The sequence below is a fragment of the Rhizobium sp. PvP014 genome (assembly GCF_017876855.1).
GTDB lineage: Bacteria > Pseudomonadota > Alphaproteobacteria > Rhizobiales > Rhizobiaceae > Neorhizobium > Neorhizobium soli.
Map to the genome: position 1 here is coordinate 409,092 of NZ_JAGIOT010000001.1, position 15,909 is coordinate 425,000.

A 15,909-nucleotide genomic window follows, 5' to 3' on the forward strand; every position below is an offset into this window, starting at 1 on the left:
TGTCGGAAGTATCTTGTAAGTATTTCTTCCAAGACATGCATCTTTACCATGCCGGTTTACCGAACTCTAACCTGACTGCGCTATCTCTGCGGACGGGCTGCCGAAAGCCGTCCGTGATGAACTGGTGCCAGACTGAAATGGAGCGGGCCCGCAAGCCCGTACATGCAGGTTCAAATCCTGCCCAGTTCTCCAAGGGCCACACTCCGGCGACGAATTGGCAGACGTTGACACCAACATCGCATTCGACATGACCCTTTGGATTTAGACCGAACAGGCCGGATCGTTGCGATCACATCGCAAGGGCGTCCCCGTAACCTTGATCAGACAGAAAGTGCTCTGCAGCATGGAAAAGATTGATCGTTTAGCGTGGGTCGACGCCGCCAAAGGTGTCTCGATTATCCTGGTTGTGATGATGTACTCGGCCTACAATACCGGCGAATATACCGGGCAGGTCGGCTTTCTGCACTATGTCATCGGTTTCGCCACTCCATTCCGGATGCCGGAATTCTTCCTGATCTCGGGTCTGTTCCTGTCGCAGGTTATCGCCCGCCCGTGGTTGCAGTTCGTCGACCGCCGGGTGGTCCATTACCTTTATTTCTACGTGCTCTGGGTCACGATCATGCTTGGCCTCAAGATCGGGGTCTACGAGCTCGATCTCAGCAAGATGCTGAAGGAGCTGGCGTTTGCGATGGTCCAGCCCTACGGCGTTTTGTGGTTCGTCTATCTGCTTGCCATTTTCGGACTGGTGACGAAGCTGTTGTACCAGCTGTCTGTCCCGGCCTGGGTGGTTCTTCCGGTCGCGATCGGCCTCGAGGTCCTGTCGCCCCATTCGGCGAGCTATGTGGTGACGCAGTTTGCCGCGTATTTCGTTTTCTTCTACCTCGGCTTCCTGACGGGTCCCGCAATTTTGAAGCTGGTCGATCTCTGCCAGCGCTATTCGGCGAGAGCCTGGGCTGCGCTGTGCGTCTGGGCGCTGGTCAACGGAGTGCTCGTGTTTTCACCCGGCTATGCGGTTCAACCGGTCGGGATGCAGATGGGGTCTGCGGTGTTGCCAGGGATGCATTTCGTGCTTGCTGTCGCTGGAACGCTGGCGCTTTGCATCGCTTGCGGCCTCGTCGTCCAACTGCCGTTCTCGCGCTGGCTGGTCTGGCTCGGCAAGCATTCGCTGGTCGTCTACCTCGCCTTTACCATCCCGATGTCTCTGTTCAGGGCAGTGGCGCTCAAGACCGGACTGATTACCGATACGGGACTGCTGAGCGTTTCGGTGATGATCGTGTCGATCGTGAGCTCGCTCATCCTCTACGCGATTGTCAGGGCGACAGGGATCGGCAACTTCCTGTTCGAGCGGCCCCGTTGGGCCTCGCTTTTGCACCGCAAGGGCGGCTCCGTCGACGCCGCAACACCCGTCACGGCTGTCGTCAAGAACTGAAGCTCAGCCCGGACGCCGCGCCAGCAGCATGTAATTGACGTCCATGTCGGATGACAGGTTCCAGCGGTCGCTGAGCGGGTTGAAGAACACGCCGGTGCGGTGAATGATCTCCATGCCGCTTTTTGACAGCGGTTTTTCGATCTCTTCCGGGCGCACAAGCTTGTCGTACTGGTGGGTGCCGCGCGGCAACCAGCGGAGAATGTTTTCCGCAGCAAAGATCGCCAGCGCGCCGGCCTTCAGCGTGCGGTTAATGGTCGCGACGAACATCAGGCCGCTCGGCTTCACCAGCGAAGCGCAGGTAGTAATGAAAAAATCGACGTCAGCGACGTGTTCGACTACTTCCATGTTCATGACAACGTCGAACAGCTCGCCCGACGCGGCAAGGTCTTCGGCCGTGACTGCGCGATAATCGACGGTGACGCCGGTCTCAGCTGCGTGGGTGGAAGCGATGCCGATGTTCTTTTCAGACGGGTCCGCGCCGACAACGGTCGCACCCATGCGGGCCATCGGCTCCGACAACAGACCGCCGCCACATCCGATATCGAGGATGCGAAGACCGGCAAGCGGCTGGTGACCGTTGGGGTCACGGCCGAAATGCTCGCAGATCCGGTCGCGAAGATAGGAGAGGCGGACCGGATTGAACTTGTGGAGAGGCCGAAACTTCCCTGTCGGGTTCCACCACTCGGCTGCCATTTTCGAGAACCATTCAACCTGGTCCTTATCGACTGTGCTGCGTGTGGTTTCGGTCATATCGTCATCCTCTCGTACTAGGGCCTGAAGTCGGACGATCCCGGGTTGATGTCAAGGGGTGACATCGCCGCGGAGGTCGCGCGACAGCTTAGTCATTGTTTTCCAGTGAGCGGGCGGGATGAACCGTTGCTTACGGCGAGGAGAAAAAGAGTGAATGACAGTCAAATACATCATTCATTCGCCATTCAGCCGACAACTGGAACAATAGGTCGTTCCGAGCATTTAGGCTGAAAATTACGGGGCGCAAAACGGAAGCAATTCCGACCGCTTATGTTTTCCAGGAGGAAACAGGTGAAAAAGTTACTTTTACGGGTAGCCGCTCTCGGCGCCTTGATGCTGGCGCCGTCGATTGCTTCGGCTGCCGTGCAGGGATTCGCAACCGCGAACGTGAACATGCGGTCAGGTCCGAGCACCGCCTATCCGGCGGTTACAGTGATCCCGGTCAGCGCGACCGTTACCATCAACGGCTGCATGAGCAGCGTGAACTGGTGCGACGTTTCGTTCTACGGCGGTCGTGGCTGGGTTTCGGGAAACTATGTCCAGGCGGCGTACCGTTCGAACCGCGTCTATGTCGCGCCCGACTACTATCAGGGTCTCGGCATCCCGACGGTGACGTTCGAAGTCAACGACTACTGGGGCCGCCATTACAGAGAGCGCAATTTCTATCGCGAACGTGATCGCTGGCGCGATTACAATTGGCGCGCCGATCGTCAGCCGCCGCCACCGCCGCGTTGGGATCGTGACAGGCGTCCGCCGCCACCGCCTCCGGGTTGGGACCGCGACCGCGATCGTGACCGCTGGGACAACCGTCCCGGTTGGGACCGTGATCGCGGCGACCGCCGCGACCCGCCACGCGTCGACCGTGACAGGGACGATCGTCGCCCACCGCCGCGTATCGATCGTGACGACGACCGTCGCCCTCCACCACCGCGTATCGACCGCGACCGGGATGACCGCCGTCCGCCACCGCGGATTGATCGCGACGACGACCGTCGCCCACCACCGCCGCGCATGGATCGTGGCGATGACCGCAGGGATGATCGCCGCCCGCCGCCGCGTGCCGAGCGCAATGACGAACGCAGAGAAGAGCGTCGTCAGGAACCGCGTGCAGAGCGCAACAACGACCGTCGCGCCCCGCAGGGTGAAACTGAGCAGTGCGTCGGCCCGGGTTGCCGCAATCGCTAAGGCGACAACGGTGGACGAGCTCCGCCGTGAACGGTTACAGTTGATGATAGTCGGGGGCCGCGAAAGCGGCCCTTTTCATGTTCGGCGATTTTCCGCGGATAATCGCGAAATACTGCCTCCGGTTTTTGCCGGGCGTACCGTTCTGGCCTGTTCCGGCCATTGCACCGCCAGCCCCTTTTCGATATGAGACCCCCGCAACTTTGTGACTCCAGGCCTTGAGGCCCGGAGAGCAGAGAAACGGGAAGCAGACGTTCCAGCGTATGGTGCCGGGACGAAACAGTGGTTTTTGTCGAATGGCTCGCATCGTGATGAAGTTCGGCGGCACGTCCGTCGCCAATCTTGACCGTATCCACAATGTGGCACGCCATGTGAAACGCGAGGTCGACGCGGGCCATGAAGTGGCCGTCGTCGTTTCCGCAATGTCGGGCAAGACCAACGAGCTGGTGGGCTGGGTACAGGACACACCGAAGGTCAATGGCGCCGATTCTCCCTTTTACGACGCGCGCGAATACGATGCCGTCGTCGCCTCCGGCGAGCAGGTGACATCAGGGCTGCTTGCGATCGCGCTGCAGTCGATGGGCATCAATGCGCGCTCCTGGCAGGGCTGGCAGTTGCCGATCCGCACCGACAATGCCCATGGCGCGGCCCGGATTCAGGAAATCGACGGTTCCGACATCATCAAGCGGATGGGCGAGGGCCAGGTGGCCGTCGTTGCCGGCTTCCAGGGCATCGGCCCGGACAACCGGATCGCGACGCTCGGTCGCGGCGGTTCCGACACATCGGCGGTGGCGATTGCTGCCGCTCTCAAGGCCGATCGCTGCGACATCTATACGGATGTCGATGGCGTCTATACGACGGACCCGCGCATCGTGCCCAAGGCGCGGCGCCTGAAGAAGATTTCGTTCGAGGAAATGCTCGAAATGGCATCGCTCGGCGCCAAGGTCTTGCAGGTGCGCTCAGTTGAACTTGCCATGGTTCACAAGGTTCGCACCTTCGTGCGCTCCAGTTTCGAGGATCCCGATGCACCGGGCATGGGCGACCTCATCAACCCGCCCGGTACTTTGATTTGCGACGAGGAAGAGATCGTGGAACAGGAAGTCGTCACCGGCATCGCCTACGCCAAGGATGAAGCGCAGATCTCCCTGCGTCGTCTCTCCGACCGGCCAGGCGTTTCTGCCGCCATCTTCGGCCCGCTGGCCGAAAATCACATCAATGTCGACATGATCGTCCAGAACATTTCCGAGGACGGATCGAAGACCGACATGACCTTCACCGTGCCTTACGGGGACGTGGCCAAGGCCATCAGCGTTCTCGAAGACAACAAGGACAAGATCGGCTTCGACGTCGTGCAGAGCGAATCGGGTCTCGCCAAGGTGTCGGTGATCGGCATCGGCATGCGCAGCCATGCTGGCGTGGCCGCGACCGCTTTCAAGGCACTTGCCGAAAAGTCGATCAACATCAAGGCCATCACCACCTCGGAAATCAAGATTTCGATCCTGATCGCCGGCGACTACTCAGAACTTGCAGTTCGGTCTTTGCATTCCGCCTACGGTCTCGATAAGACTTGATCGTCAACCGGTTTGCCGCGTGAGTGTGAAACTCGCGCGGCCACTTCCGGATTAAAGATGCATTCGGGAGCAATGATGCCGATGAGAGACATGTCGGCCGGGCCGCGCGTTCTTCTGAAGCGGCTCCGCGAGTTGATGGCCGAACCGCTCGAGCCGCAGGAGCGGCTTGATCGAATCGTGCGCCAGATTGCCAGCAACATGGTGGCGGAGGTTTGCTCCGTCTATGTTTTGCGCTCCGATGGTGTGCTCGAGCTTTACGCCACCGAAGGCCTCAACAAGGAGGCTGTCCATACATCGCAGCTGAAGATGGGGCAGGGCCTGGTCGGCACGATTGCCGCGTCGGCACAGCCGCTCAATCTTTCCGATGCGCAAGCGCATCCGGCATTCCGCTACCTGCCCGAGACCGGCGAAGAGATCTATCATTCCTTCCTTGGCGTGCCGATCCTGCGCGCCGGCCGCACGCTCGGCGTTCTCGTCGTGCAGAACAAGGCCAGCCGCAACTACCGCGAAGACGAGGTCGAGGCGCTCGAGACGACAGCGATGGTGATCGCCGAGATGATCGCGACCGGCGACCTCAAAAAGATCACGGCACCTGGGCTGGAGCTGGACCTCACCCGAGCCGTCACGATCGCGGCCAACGGCTATAACGAGGGCATCGGGCTCGGCCATGTCGTGCTGCACGAGCCGCGCATCGTCGTTACCAATCTTCTCAACGAGGATTCGGACAAGGAAATCCTCCGTCTGGCCGAAGCGCTCGGATCGCTCCGGATCTCGATCGACGACATGCTGCAGCGCCGCGACGTGGCGCAGGAGGGCGAGCACCGGGAGGTGCTGGAAACATACCGCATGTTTGCGCACGACCAGGGATGGGTGCGCCGCATGGAAGAGGCGATCCACAACGGTCTGACGGCGGAAGCTGCGGTTGAAAAGGTTCAGAGCGACACCAAGGCGCGGATGATGCGCTTGACCGACCCTTATCTGCGCGAGCGGATGCATGATTTCGACGATCTGGCCAACCGCCTGCTGCGTCAGCTGACCGGCTATTCCGGCCGAGCAACGGACGAAAACTTCCCGCTCGATGCGATCATCCTTGCGCGCGCCATGGGCGCTGCCGAACTGCTCGATTATCCGCGCGAGAACCTCCGCGGGCTGGTGCTGGAAGAAGGTGCGGTCACCAGCCATGTGGTGATCGTGGCCCGCGCCATGGGTATTCCGGTTGTCGGCCAGGCGACGGGCTTGGTTGCGCTTGCCGAAAACGGCGATCCCATCATCATCGACGGTGACGACGGCCAGGTGCATGTGCGCCCGATGGCGGATCTGCAGAAGGCTTATGAGGAAAAGGTCAAGCTGCGGGCCCGGCGCCAGGAGCAGTTCAAGGCACTGCGCTCGGTCGAGCCGGTGACCAAGGATGGCAAGGCGATCAGCCTCAACATGAATGCCGGCCTTTTGGTGGATCTGCCGCAGCTTGCTGAATCCGGTGCGCAGGGTATCGGCCTGTTCCGCACTGAGCTGCAGTTCATGATTGCCTCGACTATGCCGAAGCTTGAGGAACAGGAGGCGTTTTATCGCGCCGTGATCCGTCAGGCGGCGGGCCTTCCGGTGACGTTCCGCACGCTCGATATCGGTGGCGACAAGGTGGTCTCGTACCTCCGCAGCCAGGAAGAGGAAAACCCGGCGCTGGGATGGCGGGCGATCCGCCTGTCTCTCGATCGGCCGGGCCTGCTGCGCACCCAGATGCGCGCGCTGCTGCGGGCATCGGCGGGTGCCGAGCTGCGCATGATGCTGCCGATGATCACCGAGGTTTCAGAAATCCGCGCGGTGCGCGAGCTGTTCCAGAAGGAAGTCCAGCATCTTTCCAAATTCGGCCACAGCCTGCCGCGCAAGCTGCAGTTCGGCGCGATGCTGGAAGTGCCGTCGCTGATGTGGCAGCTGGATGAACTGATGGCGGAAGTGGATTTCGTATCGGTCGGCTCAAACGACCTGTTCCAGTTCGCCATGGCCGCTGACCGGGGCAATGCCCGCGTTTCCGACCGATTCGATATTCTCGGCAAGCCGTTCCTGCGCATTCTTCGTGATATCGCCCGCGCCGGCGAAAAGAACCGGACGCCGGTGACCTTGTGCGGCGAGATGGCCGGCAAGCCGCTTTCGGCCATGGCGCTGATCGGCGTCGGTTTCCGTTCGGTGTCGATGGCGGCAACCTCGATCGGGCCGGTCAAGGCGATGCTGCTTGGTCTCGATGCAGGGCAGTTGGCCGAGGAGCTGAACGCCGCGCTGGACGACGTGCGCTCGGACGAGCCGATCCGCAATTTGCTGTTGCGGTTTGCGGAAACCAACAACATTCCCGTATAGAAAAACACAAAGAACAAGAGTGGAGTGATTGGGTGGCGAAGCTTCCTGTCGAAAAGATGCGCGAACTGGAACGCCGGTTCGGCGAGATCGAGGCGCGCATGTCGGAAGGTCCGGCTGCCGATGTCTATGTGAAGCTGGCATCGGAATATTCCGAACTGCAGCCGGTGGTCACCAAGATCCGTGAATACGAAAAGACGCTGGCTGAAGTCGCAGACCTGCGTGCGATGCTTGTCGACAAGGCGACCGACCGCGAGATGCGCGAGCTGGCCGAGATGGAGCTGCCGGATGCGGAAGAACGCATCGAGCAGCTGGAAAAGGACATGCAGATCCTTCTCCTTCCCAAGGATGCGGCCGACGAGCGCAGCGCCATCCTGGAAATCCGCGCCGGCACCGGCGGCAACGAGGCGGCGCTGTTTGCCGGCGACCTCTTCCGTATGTACGAGCGCTATGCCAGCGCCCATGGCTGGAAGGTGGAAGTGCTCTCCGCCAGCGACGGCGAAGCGGGCGGTTTCCGCGAAGTCATCGCCACCGTCACCGGCCGCGGCGTGTTTTCCAAGCTGAAATTCGAAAGCGGCGTGCACCGCGTGCAGCGCGTGCCCGATACGGAAACGCAGGGGCGCATCCATACGTCGGCCGCGACGGTCGCAGTTTTGCCCGAAGCGGAAGAGATCGATATCGAGATCAAGGCGGACGACATCCGCATCGATACGATGCGGGCATCAGGCGCCGGCGGCCAGCACGTCAACACCACCGACTCTGCCGTTCGCATCACCCACCTGCCGACGGGGCTGGTCGTCACCAGTTCGGAGAAATCACAGCATCAGAACCGCGCGAAAGCGATGCAGGTCCTGCGCTCGAGGCTCTACGACATGGAGAGGCAGAAAGCCGACAGCGAACGCTCTGCGGACCGCAAGAGCCAGGTCGGCTCGGGCGACCGTTCGGAGCGCATTCGCACCTACAATTTCCCGCAAGGGCGCGTGACCGACCACCGCATCAACCTGACGCTCTACAAGCTCGACCGGATGATGATCGGCGAGATCGACGAAGTCGTCGATGCGCTGATCTCGGACTATCAGGCGGGACAGCTGGCGCAGCTTGGCGAGCAGCACGGATGAGCCACCAACCGGCGTCCGTGCTGAAGACGGTGGTGGCGGATGCAAGGGCGCAGTTTGCCGCAGCAGGCATCGCCGATGCGGCCATCGAGGCAAGGCTTCTGATCGGCGGCTTGCTGGGCCTTTCCTCGACAGAGGTCTTCGTTGATGGCGACCGGGTGGTCGATGCCCTCGACATGACCCGCATTGCGGACGCGGTGGCCAGGCGCCTGAACCGAGAGCCGGTTCACCGCATTCTCGGCATGCGGGCGTTTCACGGGCTGGATCTGTTGATTTCCAAGGAGACGCTGGAGCCAAGGCCGGACACCGAACTCCTGGTCGAATGCATGCTGCCCGTGCTCAGGCGGATCGTTGCGGATAAGGGTCACGCCCGCGTGCTTGATCTCGGTACCGGCACCGGCGCCATCATTCTGGCGCTGTTGAGCGAGGTTCCACAAGCGACGGGCATTGGCTCCGATATCTCTGATGACGCGCTGTCGACCGCGACGCGCAATGCGCAACGTCTCGGGCTCGGCGAGCGGTTCCAGGGCGTCAGAAGTCACTGGTTTGACGCAATTGACTGTAGTTTCGACATAATCGTGTCAAACCCGCCCTATATCAGAAGCGATGTCATTCCTGAACTAGAGCCGGAAGTTCGCGATTTCGATCCGCCGGCAGCGTTGGACGGCGGACCCGATGGCCTGGAGGCCTACCGGGCAATCGCATCGCAGGCCGAGCACTTTCTCGAACTGCGTGGTCCACAGGAAGATGGCTCGTTTCCCAAGGACGAAGGGTCGATCGGCGTAGAGATCGGGTTCGATCAGCGAGACACCGTGACGCGTATCTTCGAGGACGCAGGCTTCATCTTGACGCAAGCAAGACGTGATTATGGTGACAACGATCGCGTGCTTGTCTTTACGAGAGGTGGCCCTTGATTATCCAGACTTTCGATGTTGCAAAGCAAAAGAAAGGGCTTGGAATCCTTCAGGAAGCGAGTTAGCGTAAATCACGCATCGGGGCGGCTGGGAGTGAACAACGATTCGTTCTCGCTAAAAGTTCAACTGTAGAACCGGCTCTTTTCGAAGACCGAGCAGGTTGAGCAGATCCAGTGCGTGATCAGGTAATTTGACTTTGAAAGCGGCAGGCCGCCTTGGTCGACCTGCGCATGGCACGCGAAGTCCTGTTCCGGCGATGACCGGCGGGCCGCGTGGCCTTTTATCAGCGAAGACAGAGAGTTGGTGAACGATATATGAGGCCAGGACAGCAAAACAAGCGCGGTCGGGGGCGTGGCAGCAACAATGGCGGCAGCAGCAATGGCGGCGGCGGAGGCAGCGGCGGTGGAAACAACAATTTCAATCGCAAGGGCGGCAACCCGCTCAGCCGGTCCTATGACAGCTCCGGCCCGGATGTAAAAATCCGCGGCACCGCTCAGCACATCGCCGAAAAATACTCGACGCTTGCTCGTGATGCGCAAAGCGCAGGCGACCGTGTCATGGCCGAAAACTACCTGCAGCATGCGGAACACTATTATCGCATCATTGCTGCAGCGCAGGCACAGATGCAGGACCGTTTCCAGCATCAGGAGCGTGGCGAATACCAGGACCGCGACGGCAACTCGATCGATCAAGACGATATGGATCAGGGTGACGGCGACGATATGGGCTACGCACCACAGCCGATGATGGACGAGCAGCCACGCCGCGAGCATAATTCCAGCCAGAACTCTGGACAGCACTCAGGCCAGAATTCCGGACAGAACTCGGGTCAAAACTCTGGTCAGAACCAGGGCAACCAGTCCGGCCAGGACCAGCAGCCGCGCGAAAATCGGCGTGACCGGAACGAGCGCCGCGAGCGTCGCCCGGAACGTCCCGACCGCCCAGAGCGCCAGGACCGTGCCGAACGCGCACCTGAACAGGGCAACGAGCAGCCGATGGAGCAGCCTGTTGCACCTGCTGTCGAACAGCCTGTCGCTCCGGCGAGGACGAGACAGCGCGCGCCTCAGGTCACCGAAGCTCCGGTAGCCGTCGCTCCTGTCGTCGATGGATCCGGACCGCAGCCGGATATCGAAGGCACTCCGGTCGAGGTTTCGGTCGAAGAGGAATCGCAGACAGAAGCCACGCCACGCCGTCGCCGCACGGCAGGCAACCGCCCACGTCGCCAGACCCGCAAGGATGCCGATGCGGCAGACGGCGGAGATGCTGGTGACGGTGACGACAAGCCGGCACTGGCAGAAGCTGGCGAATAAGCCGGTCTTCTAGAGAACGAATGATATGAAAACTCCGGTCGAAAGGCCGGAGTTTTGCTTTTTGGGGTAGCCGAAAGCTCTTGCGGGAGATCGCCATGCTGCACCTGGCTCGTCTTGGATCCTATCCCTTGCACGTTTTGCACCTGTCACCTCGCCGGTCTTACCCGGGTGCGGCGGCGAGTTGTCGGCTCGACGACATCGCGCGATCCCGGCTCGATCGACGCCGCGCCAATATCGCCTAAATCCTCTTCTCCGCGTCTTTAAATCACAAAATCGCGCTCCCATATCTTCACCGAGGCCGGTTGGCCGGCCGGGTTCGCCTTTAAAGGGAGCCCCATCTCAATCATCGGTCCGTGCCTCCATGGAGGGCGGGGCGATTCAGGAGGTTTATCTTATGAACATCGAAAAATATTCCGAGCGGGTACGGGGCTTCCTCCAGTCTGCCCAGACCCAGGCTCTGTCCGCTGGTCATCAGCAGTTTACGCCAGAGCACCTGCTCAAGGTTCTGCTCGACGACGACCAGGGTATGGCGTCCGCATTGATCGAGCGCGCAGGCGGTAGCGCCAAGGACGCCCGGATCGCAAACGATACGGCGCTTTCCAAGCTTCCGAAGGTTTCGGGCGGCAATGGCGAGATCTATCTTTCGCAGCCGCTGGCAAAAGTGTTTTCAACTGCTGAGGAAGCAGCCAAGAAAGCGGGCGACAGCTTCGTCACGGTCGAGCGACTGCTGCTGGCACTTTTGATCGAAAGCTCCGCCTCGACATCGGCCAGCCTGAAGAAGGCGGGGCTGACGGCGCAGGGCCTCAACCAGGTCATCAACGACCTGCGCAAGGGCCGCACCGCCGACAGCGCCACCGCTGAACAGGGCTTTGAGGCGCTGAAGAAATATGCCCGCGACCTGACAACCGAAGCGCGCGATGGCCGGCTCGATCCGGTGATCGGCCGTGACGACGAAATCCGTCGCACGATCCAGGTTCTGTCGCGCCGCACGAAGAACAATCCCGTCCTGATCGGCGAACCCGGCGTCGGCAAGACGGCGATCGCCGAAGGTCTGGCCCTGCGCATCGTCAACGGCGACGTGCCGGAAAGCCTGAAAGACAAGAAGCTGATGGCGCTCGACATGGGCGCGTTGATTGCAGGCGCAAAGTATCGCGGCGAGTTCGAAGAGCGGCTGAAGAGCGTGCTGAACGAGGTGCAGTCGGAAAACGGCGAAATCATCCTGTTCATCGACGAGATGCACACGCTGGTTGGAGCCGGCAAGGCGGATGGCGCGATGGACGCGTCCAACCTTCTGAAGCCCGCACTTGCCCGCGGCGAGCTGCATTGCGTCGGCGCGACCACGCTCGACGAATACCGCAAGCATGTGGAAAAGGATCCGGCTCTTGCCCGCCGGTTCCAGCCCGTCATGGTCGAGGAGCCGACGGTTGAGGATACGATCTCGATCCTGCGCGGCTTGAAGGAAAAATACGAGCAGCACCACAAGGTCCGCATCTCTGACTCGGCTCTGGTTGCGGCTGCGACCTTGTCCAGCCGCTACATTGCCGACCGGTTCCTGCCGGACAAGGCAATCGACCTGATGGACGAAGCCGCATCGCGGTTGCGCATGCAGGTGGATTCCAAGCCCGAAGAGCTGGACGAACTCGATCGCCGCATCATGCAGCTGAAGATCGAGCGTGAGGCGCTGAAGAAGGAAACCGACACAGCCTCGGCCGACCGGCTGGTCCGTCTCGAGACCGAAGTGACGTCGCTGGAAGAGCAGGCGGATGCGCTGACCGCGCGCTGGCAGGCTGAGAAGCAGAAGCTCGGACTTGCCGCCGATCTCAAGGGCAAGCTCGACGAAGCACGCAACGAACTTGCCACCGCCCAGCGCAAGGGTGAGTACCAGCGTGCCGGCGAGCTGACCTACGGCGTCATTCCCGATCTCGAAAAGGAGCTCGCACAGGCGGAAGCACAGGACAGTTCCACCAATGCCATGGTGCAGGAAGTGGTCAATCCGGATGCGATCGCGCATGTGGTCTCCCGCTGGACCGGTATTCCCGTCGACAAGATGCTGGAAGGCGAGCGCGACAAGCTGCTGCGGATGGAAGACGAGTTGGCGAAATCGGTCGTCGGCCAGGGCGATGCGGTCCAGGCCGTGTCGCGCGCGGTTCGCCGTTCCCGTGCCGGACTGCAGGATCCGAACCGGCCGATCGGCTCGTTCATCTTCCTCGGCCCGACCGGCGTCGGCAAGACCGAGCTCACCAAGTCGCTCGCACGCTTCATGTTCGACGACGAAACGGCGATGGTGCGCTTGGACATGTCGGAATACATGGAGAAGCATTCCGTCTCGCGGCTGATCGGCGCGCCCCCCGGCTATGTCGGTTATGACGAAGGTGGTGCCCTGACCGAAGCCATCAGGCGCAAGCCCTACCAGATCGTTCTGTTCGACGAGATTGAAAAGGCGCATCCCGATGTGTTCAACGTTCTCCTGCAGGTTCTCGACGACGGGCGCCTGACGGACGGGCAGGGCCGCACGGTCGACTTCAAGAACACGATGATCATCATGACCTCCAATCTCGGAGCCGAATATCTGACCGGTCTTCGCGAGGACGAGGATTCCGAAAGCGTGCGCGAGCAGGTGATGGGCGTGGTGAAAGCCTCGTTCCGGCCGGAGTTCCTCAACCGCGTTGACGAAATCATCCTGTTCCACAGGCTGAAGCGCAACGAGATGGGCGCGATCGTCGATATCCAGCTGCAGCGCCTGCTGAAGCTTCTGGCCGATCGTAAGGTCGAACTGGACCTGGATGGCGATGCCCGCGAATGGCTGGCGAACAAGGGCTACGACCCGGTCTATGGGGCGCGGCCGCTGAAGCGGGTGATCCAGAAGTTCGTGCAGGATCCCTTGGCCGAGCAGATTTTGGCCGGACAGATCCCGAACGGATCGACGATCAACGTGACGTCGGGCTCCGACCGGCTGCTGTTTCGCATCAAGGGCAGCATGAGCGAAGCCGCGTAAACGCAAACCGCGATCGAAAAATGAGGCCGCACCGGAAACGGGGCGGCCTTTTTTGTATCAGGGCAAAATTAGCGGCTGGCGACTTCGGCCGGTTTCGACGTGCTCTTCAGCAGCGCATCGATGCGGGTGCGTTCTTCCTCGAACCGCGCCAGCGCCTTGCCGTCGAGCGACTTGCCGCCGGGCAGGCGAACCTTCATCGGATCGACCTTGGTGCCGTTGACCACGAGTTCGTAATGGAGATGGGCGCCGGTCGACTGGCCGGTCGAGCCGACATAGCCGATCACCTGACCCTGGGTCACCTTGGCGCCTTCGCGCACGCCCTTGGCGATCGCGCTCTGGTGATTGTAGGACGAGACGTAACCATTGGCATGGCGCACAAGCGTCTGGTTGCCGTAACCGCCGCTGTCCCAGCCCGCTTTTTCGACGGTGCCGTTGCCGGTGGCGATGATCGGTGTGCCGCGCGGGGCCGCCCAATCGGAGCCGGTATGCATCAAGGCACGGCCGAGGATCGGATGGTTGCGCATGCCGAAGCCGGATGTGAACCGTCCGTTCGGAACCGGATTGCGCAGCAGGAACTGCCGGACGCTGCGGCCGTCCTGATCGAAGTAATCGACCGAACCGTCATCCTGGTCCTGGAACCGGTAAAACCGGGTGGTCGTGTCGCCGAACCGGGCGTTTACATAGAGAAGTTCCGAATCCCGGCTGGCTTGGCCCTTTTCGTCCGCGACGGAGAAGAAGGCTTCGATCATGTCGGAGGGGCGCAGCTGCGCCTGAAGATCCACATTGCTAGCCAGAAGCTTGACGAGCAGGGACGTCATGTCACTGTTCATGCCGTAGGAGAGGGCAGCGCGATAGATGCCGTCATAGACGTCGGGCAATTCGCGGCCGGCGACGATGGCCGGTTGCTCGCTGAACGCGGATGCGACCGCATCCAGCATCTGCGGTTCCTTGCCGTCGATGAAATGGCCCTTGTCGTCGGCGGCAACCGTGATCTGGTGATTGCCGCGGCGATAGATGCTAGCGCGCACGACGAGGACCATCTGGCCCTCCTGGATCACGCCGATGCGGATCACGTCGCCGGCGGCCACATCCTCGCTGCCGATCCGCGACTTGAGGTAGCCGGCGATTTCGCGGGCCTTTGTATCGGGGTAGCCGACGGAGGTCATCGCCTGGGCGATCGTGGTCGGCTGGCGGACCGGGATGATATCGTCTGCATATTCGCGGCTGCGGGCGGTAAACGGTTCGGGCGTCGAGACCGACATGTTCTGCTCGACGATGCGCGCAGCGAGACCCGATGTCAGGTCGACATCCTCATCTTCGGAGGAGAAGCGCTGCGGGTCGACATAATAGAGCGCCGAGAGCTGCGTATTGCCCGAAGTCAGCACGGATCCGTTGGAGCGGACGTTTTCTTCCACTTCCTCCAGCGTCATCGGCGCCGCATAAGCATAAGTGCCGCCCTTCACGGGGAAGGGCACGGTCTGCAGGCTGACATCGGATTCCACATTGGATCCGTAGATCACGCCGGTGCGGCTGTTGGGCGGCGGCGGCGCTTCGCTGGAAGAGAAGATGCTGAGCGGATCGAATTTCGGATAGGCTTCCGGCGCGACGTTGTTGACGGCAAGGTTCATCTTCACATGCGCGAAGGGCCGGCGGCGCACGACTTCCTTATTGCCCTCGTGAACGACGGTCGACACTTCCATGATCCGCCGGTCGGTCGGCATGGCAACGATATTACCGCCGAGCAGGCGCTTGCCGCGCGACGTGATGTCGTCGTCATGATCCGAGGGGACCGCGGCAGAGGCTTCGGCAGGGGTGGCAAGCTGCTGGCGCCCATCAAGCGCTGCAAACAGCGCGACGCCCATCAGGAGAGACGATGTAATGCCGGTCAGGAACGTGCCGGAAAGCCAGCGCATGGAAATTTCGCGCCGATCCGGCGCGCGACGGCCATCGGCGAGGATCGGCGGTTCGTTGCCGAGCGTGCGTATCATGCTGCGGGCCGTCATCATGCCAGTCTTTGCCAGTCCCGTGATGCGTGTTCTTCCATAGACAGCAAGGGAATGCTGCCTGCAGTACCTTGGGCCAAACATGTGCCCGTTTCAGCGACATGAGTCAAACTCGGCTCGCGCGTCGAAGACCCTGGCCTTCGCGCGTACTCTATAGGGGCGAAATCACTCTTCATATGCAAAGGTCTTCCCATGCGATTGTGAAGATGTCGGGGCGGTTTCAAGGCGGGGGCAAAGACAGGGCCGATTGCACACATAAACCTTGCGCCAAACACCCCGTTTTGGGGGGCTCTT

10 protein-coding genes and 1 tRNA gene are annotated in these 15,909 nt (G+C 61.2%); 9 read left to right on the forward strand and 2 right to left on the reverse strand.

The annotated features are described in order from the left end of the window. The first annotated feature begins 118 nt into the window (after nt 1-118). Together J3A65_RS01940 and J3A65_RS01945 are read left to right on the forward strand one after the other, a co-directional pair. A tRNA-Ala gene (locus tag J3A65_RS01940) sits at nt 119-192 on the forward strand. 151 nt (nt 193-343) lie between these two features. After that, a complete protein-coding gene (locus J3A65_RS01945) occupies nt 344-1,429 on the forward strand; it encodes an acyltransferase family protein (RefSeq protein WP_209898961.1) in 1,086 nt (361 codons plus the stop codon). A 3-nt stretch (nt 1,430-1,432) separates the two neighbouring features. Here the strand turns inward: J3A65_RS01945 and ubiG are convergent, their stop codons facing one another. After that, the gene (ubiG, locus tag J3A65_RS01950; RefSeq protein WP_113110273.1) at nt 1,433-2,179 is read right to left on the reverse strand and encodes a bifunctional 2-polyprenyl-6-hydroxyphenol methylase/3-demethylubiquinol 3-O-methyltransferase UbiG; all 747 of its coding nucleotides are present in this window, start codon (nt 2,177-2,179) and stop codon (nt 1,433-1,435) included. Nucleotides 2,180-2,470: 291 nt separating this feature from the next. Between ubiG and J3A65_RS01955 the strand changes: the two genes are divergently transcribed. The 7 genes from J3A65_RS01955 (at nt 2,471) to clpB (ending at nt 13,612) form a co-directional block, all read left to right on the forward strand. Next, the gene (locus J3A65_RS01955) at nt 2,471-3,364 is read left to right on the forward strand and encodes an SH3 domain-containing protein (protein WP_092664587.1); all 894 of its coding nucleotides are present in this window, start codon (nt 2,471-2,473) and stop codon (nt 3,362-3,364) included. Between the two features lie 293 nt (nt 3,365-3,657). Next, nucleotides 3,658-4,932, forward strand: coding sequence for an aspartate kinase (locus J3A65_RS01960; protein ID WP_062577503.1), 1,275 nt, complete (start codon nt 3,658-3,660; stop codon nt 4,930-4,932). Nucleotides 4,933-5,013: 81 nt separating this feature from the next. Next, nucleotides 5,014-7,281 carry a phosphoenolpyruvate--protein phosphotransferase gene (gene ptsP / locus J3A65_RS01965; protein WP_174197870.1) on the forward strand — a complete coding sequence of 756 codons (2,268 nt, stop codon included), beginning with the start codon at nt 5,014-5,016 and terminating at the stop codon, nt 7,279-7,281. A 32-nt stretch (nt 7,282-7,313) separates the two neighbouring features. After that, the gene (prfA, locus tag J3A65_RS01970; protein WP_062454274.1) at nt 7,314-8,396 is read left to right on the forward strand and encodes a peptide chain release factor 1; all 1,083 of its coding nucleotides are present in this window, start codon (nt 7,314-7,316) and stop codon (nt 8,394-8,396) included. Continuing rightward, nucleotides 8,393-9,307, forward strand: coding sequence for a peptide chain release factor N(5)-glutamine methyltransferase (gene prmC, locus J3A65_RS01975; protein ID WP_209898964.1), 915 nt, complete (start codon nt 8,393-8,395; stop codon nt 9,305-9,307). The genes prfA and prmC overlap by 4 nt, the downstream gene beginning before the upstream one ends. 314 nt (nt 9,308-9,621) lie before the next feature. Further along, entirely contained in the window at nt 9,622-10,617 is a 996-nt protein-coding gene (locus tag J3A65_RS01980; RefSeq protein ID WP_209898967.1) for a DUF4167 domain-containing protein, read from the forward strand. A gap of 394 nt (nt 10,618-11,011) precedes the next feature. After that, nucleotides 11,012-13,612, forward strand: coding sequence for an ATP-dependent chaperone ClpB (gene clpB / locus J3A65_RS01985; RefSeq protein ID WP_209898970.1), 2,601 nt, complete (start codon nt 11,012-11,014; stop codon nt 13,610-13,612). 68 nt (nt 13,613-13,680) lie between these two features. Here clpB and J3A65_RS01990 read toward each other — a convergent pair whose 3' ends face one another. Next, complete coding sequence (locus J3A65_RS01990; RefSeq protein ID WP_062454271.1) at nt 13,681-15,618, reverse strand: M23 family metallopeptidase; 1,938 nt, start codon at nt 15,616-15,618, stop codon at nt 13,681-13,683. Between the last annotated feature and the right edge of the window lie 291 nt (nt 15,619-15,909).